Below are 2,195 nucleotides of genomic sequence, written 5' to 3'. Positions count from 1 at the left end.
AATTTACTAAACAGAAAAAAAGGCAAAAGAAACCCTAGGGTAGCTAGTTATTCACTATCCATTTTTTAAGTTGGCGTTTTTTAATGTTTTAAATGCTTTATAAGCATATTTCAGCTTGTGTAGGTAAAAACCTAGAAATTTGATAAAGACATAGAGTGCACATAGTGCAAAAAATTAAACATGAGACGCCAGATACGTGAGTTTTTTTGTCATTTAATCTGTACAGAGAAGATAAATAAATAGCTTCAGTTTCGTGATAAGGGGGCTGGCAAAGCTTGTCAAGGAATTTTTATGACCTAGCGTCACGCGCTGGAATGACATTTGGGAATATGTTATCCGTTTGTCACTTCTAAATGATAAGAGCCTCAATGAATTTATTAGTTTATTACATGTCTCTTTTCATGTATAAATCTATAGAAAGTTTTATACGGAAGTTGTTTTATGAGCAAAATTATAGAAATCAGAGCACCAAAAACTCTTGGTGGTGAATCAGTTACAGAAGGTATAGTAAAAATAAAGAAGGGTATTGGAGAAGCAGTAAAAGTAGATGACTTGATCTTTGAAATTGAAACTGACAAAACAGCACTCGAATTAACTGCAGAAGCTTCAGGGCAAATAACTGAATTTCTTATAAAAGAAGATGATGTAATAAGTCCTGATCAATTGTTAGCGAAGCTTTCCATGGGAGAAGTAAAAGAGGAAGCGAGAAAAGAAGATAAAAGCGAAAGTGCTGCTAAAAAAGATGCTCCATCAGCTCGTAAAATTATGGAAAAAAATGCAATCAGTGCAGAAAGCGTCAAAGGAACTGGCATGGGAGGCAGAATAACAAAAGCAGATGTGATAGGCCATATGAACAAAGCTGAACAACCTGCAATAAAACAATATGAATTGCCAAAAAGTGTAGTAAATGGAGAGCAAAGAGAGGAACGAGTAAAAATGAGCAAAATAAGGCGAGTAATTGCCGCTCGTTTGAAAGCATCGCAAAATACTGCTGCAATACTGACCACGTTCAATGAAATTGACATGAAGAATGTCATGGATCTAAGAGCAAAATATAAGGACGCCTTTGAAAAAAAATATGGAATAAAACTTGGTTTTATGTCGTTTTTTATAAAGGCAGCGGTGCAAGCATTGAAAGAAATTGCTGAAATTAACGCTGAAATCTCAGGCGATGAAATCATATATAAACATTACTATGACGTAGGTGTTGCTGTTGGCACCGATAAAGGTCTTGTTGTACCAGTTATTCGGGGTGCCGATCAGATGTCATTTGCAGAAATTGAGTTGACTTTAGTTGCTCTTGGCAAAAAAGCTCGTGAGGGTAAATTACAAGTATCAGAAATGGAAGGTGCAACATTTACCATCTCAAACGGTGGAGTATACGGTTCACTTCTTTCCACTCCGATAATAAACCCTCCGCAATCTGGAATACTTGGAATGCATTCAATACAAAACAGACCAGTTGCCGTGGGTAATGCAGTAGAAATCAGACCTATGATGTATATCGCTCTCTCTTACGACCACAGAATAGTTGATGGCAAAGGAGCAGTGACTTTCCTCGTTAAAATAAAAAATTATATAGAAGATCCAAATAGATTAGTTTTGGAAGTGTAGCTCAAATGAATTGTTGTTGATCCAGTATTGCTAAAAACCTAAATGTCATCTAGTTCTGCCAGTAGTTTCACAACTTCCTGGTGATCAGGGCCGTAATGTTTCTTAAAGATGGATGAAGCCCGTTCAAACAACTCCTTTTGTTTCTTATGGTTACCTAGAGCACCATAAGCTGGGCCTAGAATTTCCCATAGTTCAACAACTTTAGAAGTAATCATGGACATGATGCTTCTCAAGAATAAATGAGGCCTGCTCAAGCAACTCCTTTGCTTTCTGAGGGTTACCTAAATCCCTATAAGAATTACCGAGGTTTGCCAGTGTTCTAGCAACTTCAAAATGGTCAGGCCTGTAATGTTTCTTTTTGATTGCTAAAGCCCGTTCAAGTAACTCCTTTTGTTTTTTATAGTCACCTAAATCCACATGAGAGATACCAAGGTTTGTCAGAGTAATAGCGACTTCAAAATAATCGGGGCCATAATGTTTCTCTTGAATTACTAATACCAATTCTCATTATTAGGAGGACAAATAGGAGACATTGCAGAGTTGTTTAATTATGGAGTGGGTAAGAGAGGTAACAAATTTAC

Annotated in this window: 3 protein-coding genes; 1 reads left to right on the top strand and 2 read right to left on the bottom strand. The window is 36.6% G+C overall.

Annotation, left to right across the window (positions count from 1 at the left end):
- The first annotated feature begins 441 nt into the window (after nt 1–441).
- Nucleotides 442–1,614 carry a 2-oxoglutarate dehydrogenase complex dihydrolipoyllysine-residue succinyltransferase gene (odhB, locus tag OZD66_RS04250; protein WP_182367135.1) on the top strand — a complete coding sequence of 391 codons (1,173 nt, stop codon included), beginning with the start codon at nt 442–444 and terminating at the stop codon, nt 1,612–1,614.
- Nucleotides 1,615–1,652: 38 nt separating this feature from the next.
- On the opposite strand, the gene OZD66_RS04245 is transcribed toward odhB, so the two are convergent.
- Nucleotides 1,653–1,829 carry a tetratricopeptide repeat protein gene (locus OZD66_RS04245; protein WP_182367137.1) on the bottom strand — a complete coding sequence of 59 codons (177 nt, stop codon included), beginning with the start codon at nt 1,827–1,829 and terminating at the stop codon, nt 1,653–1,655.
- Nucleotides 1,816–2,115 (bottom strand): tetratricopeptide repeat protein, encoded by a 300-nt coding sequence (locus OZD66_RS04240; RefSeq protein WP_275022312.1) that lies wholly within the window; start codon nt 2,113–2,115, stop codon nt 1,816–1,818. The genes OZD66_RS04245 and OZD66_RS04240 overlap by 14 nt, the downstream gene beginning before the upstream one ends.
- Nucleotides 2,116–2,195 lie beyond the last annotated feature (80 nt).

This window comes from Wolbachia endosymbiont of Drosophila baimaii, assembly GCF_028982185.1.
Taxonomy (GTDB): Bacteria; Pseudomonadota; Alphaproteobacteria; order Rickettsiales; family Anaplasmataceae; genus Wolbachia; species Wolbachia pipientis.
This window is presented reverse-complemented; position numbering and strand designations above follow the sequence as displayed.

What these genes read in the sequence shown, in the direction of transcription:
- odhB (WP_182367135.1), top strand. Translation starts at nt 442, where the DNA reads ATGAGCAAAATTATAGAAATCAGAGCACCAAAAACTCTTGGTGGTGAA.
- OZD66_RS04245 (WP_182367137.1), bottom strand. Translation starts at nt 1,829, where the DNA reads ATGATTACTTCTAAAGTTGTTGAACTATGGGAAATTCTAGGCCCAGCT.